1 protein-coding gene is annotated in these 2,890 nt (G+C 71.4%); it reads right to left on the minus strand.

The features are described from left to right. Positions 1–243: 243 nt before the first annotated feature. On the minus strand, positions 244–2,890 hold a 2,647-nt coding region (locus QSG27_RS28325; RefSeq protein ID WP_306712123.1), incomplete at its 5' end, for a DEAD/DEAH box helicase.

Genomic DNA, 2,890 nt, shown 5'->3' on the forward strand with positions numbered 1-2,890 from the left:
CCGGGTGCGCGCCGCCTTCAGGGCGGCCACGCGGTCCGGGTCGTCACGCCAGCGGCGGGCGTCCGCGGCGGCGTCGCGCCACGCGCCGATGAGCCGGTCCGGATCGGGTGCGGTGTCCCGCTTCGTCGATGCCATGGCCCTCCCCGTTGCAAGGGAAACGAACGCAGTGCTTTCGTTCGTAAGGATCTATGCCATGGCCCCACGAAGGCCAGACCGGGAAGGGCGGTAACCCCGAGGGTGCGCTCAGTCCGCCGCCCTACCCAGCAGATAGTCGATGTCCCCACCCTCAAGCGCGCTGATGAGCCCGGTGCCCTCGATGGTTGCGTCGGACAGATTGCCTTTGCGCCGTTGCAGATCGAGAATCCGCTCCTCCACGGTGTCGGCGGCGATCAGCTTGTAGACGAAGACCGGCTTGTCCTGCCCGATTCGGTAGGCGCGGTCGGTCGCCTGATCCTCCGCCGCCGGGTTCCACCAGGGATCGTAGTGGATCACCGTGTCCGCCGCCGTCAGGTTCAGGCCGCGCCCGCCCGCCTTCAGGCTGATGAGGAAGACCGGCACCTCGCGGTTCTGGAAGCGGTTCACCGGCTCCGCCCGGTCCAGCGTGCGCCCGGTCAGTTCCACATAGCCGATCTCCGCCTCCTCCAGCCGCAGCTTGATGAGGTCCAGCATGGTGGTGAACTGCGAGAAGATCAGGATGCGGCGGCCTTCCGGCACCATCTCCAGCACCATGTCGGTCAGGGCGTCGAGCTTGGCGCTCTCCTTCACCTTGCCGGCGGCGGGGATCTTCACCAGCCGCGGGTCGCAGCAGACCTGCCGCAGCTTCAGCAGCGCGTCGATGATGGTGATGGCGTTGCGCGACACGCCGCTGACCGCCAGCGCCGCCCGCACCGTCTCGTTCACCGACAGCCGGATGGTCTCGTAGAGGTCGCGCTGCGCCGGCTCCAGGTCGATGCGGACCACCACCTCGGTCTTCGGCGGCAGCTCCTTGGCCACGGCCTCCTTGGTGCGGCGCAGCAGGAAGGGGCGGATGCGGCGCATCAACTGCTTGGCGCGGGTGCCGTCGGCGCGCTTTTCGATGGGGGTGCGGTAGCGGCGCCCGAACTCCTTGCGGTCGCCCAGCAGGCCGGGCATCAGGAAGGCGAACTGGCTCCACAGCTCGCCCAGATTGTTCTCCACCGGCGTGCCCGACAGGCAGAGCCGGTTGCGGGCGTTCAGCGCGCAGACGGCGCGGGTCGCCTTGCTGTCCGGATTCTTGATGGCCTGCGCCTCGTCCAGGATCAGCAGGTGCCAGGTCCGGCGCTTCAGCATCTCCACGTCGCGGCCCACCACGCCGTAGGTGGTCACCACGATGTGGGCGCGGTCGAGGTCGCCCAGCTTCTCGTGACGGTCCAGCCCGTGCAGCACGACCACCCGCAGACGCGGCGTGAAGCGCTGCGCCTCCGCCACCCAGTTGGGGACGAGGCTGGTCGGCACGACGACCAGACAGGGGTCGGTCAGCCGCCCCTCCTGCTCCTCCATGGCGATGTGGGCCAGCGTCTGGGCGGTCTTGCCCAGGCCCATGTCGTCGGCCAGGATGCCGGCCACCCGGTTGGCCCGCAGCCCCTGCATCCAGGCCAGCCCGACGCGCTGGTAGTCGCGCAGCGTGCCCTGGAAACCCGGCGGCGGGTCCATCTCCGCCGGCATCTCCTGCTCCTGGATGGTGCGCAGGTAGCGGTCGATCTGGCCGGTGTCCTCGGTCCGCCGGGCGATCAGGTCGTCGATGTCCAGCAGCCCGTCGGCCTCGGTCAGCGGCACCTTCAGCGTGTCGTCCAGCCGCCGCCCGCTGTCCAGCATGGACTCCAGAACGCTCAGCAACCGCTCCACCCGCTCCGCCGGCAGGGCGAGCACGTTGCCGTCGTCCAGCACCAGATGGGCGCGCCCGTCGATGACGCGGGTCGCCTCCATGCCGCCGCGCTCGATCAGCGTCGCCAGGATGGGCAGCAGGGCGCGGCGCTCCCCGTCGATCTCGACGCCGACGTCGAGGTCGAACCAGCCGTCGCCGGAATCGCGCACGGCGACGGCGACCTCCTCGTTCGCCTCGACCACGCGGGTGCCGAAGTCGGCGCCGATCTCGACCGTCCAGCCCTCCTTGCGCAGGGCCGGCACCTCGGTGTTGAGGAAGGTGGACCAGCGCTCGTCGGCGTCCTTGCCGGTCAGCCAGTGCACGCGGGTGCCGCGGGCGTTCAACTGGCCCTTGGGCGGCTCGATGCGCGCCTGGGCGAAGCCGAAGGCGGCGAGACGGTCCAGCGCCCCTTGCTCCAGCGCCTTGTCGCGGCGGACGAAGACGGCCCCGGCGGGTTCCTCGACGCGGGCGAACTGGCGCTGGTCGTCGGGTTCGATCTCGGAGGGCGAGTCCTCCTCGCCGTAATCGAAGGCCAGCCGCAGCACGTCCACCAGACCGCCGTCCGGCGACACCACCCGGCCCAGCCGGGCGACGACCCGCGGGTCGCGCTCCACGATGGTCGCGGCGGGGTCGGAGCCCATGCGCACCCCGCCGGGCATGGCCGCCGCGAAGGCGGAGGCCCCCGGAATGGAGGGGCGCTCCGGCGCGGTCCTGGCCGGCGCGGCCTTCGGAGCGGCCTTCGGAGGGGCCTTGGCCGGAGGCTGGACGGCGGTCTTGGGCTTCGGCACCTCCACCACCTGCAACTCGACGGGACAGACGGTGCCGGCCTTCGGATCGACGCACCAGTAACCCAGCCCCTTGATCAGCGCGGCTCCGGGCGGCAGGCCGGTCGGGCGCAGCTTGCGCGTCGCCGGGTCGCGGAAGGCGCGGATGGTCATCGCCGGCCCCTCCGCCAGCACCGTGCCGCCGCGCCAGCGCAGCCGCCCGCAGCCGAGCAGCCGGCGCAGG

The sequence above is a fragment of the Azospirillum isscasi genome (assembly GCF_030849505.1).
GTDB classification, from domain to species: domain Bacteria; phylum Pseudomonadota; class Alphaproteobacteria; order Azospirillales; family Azospirillaceae; genus Azospirillum; species Azospirillum isscasi.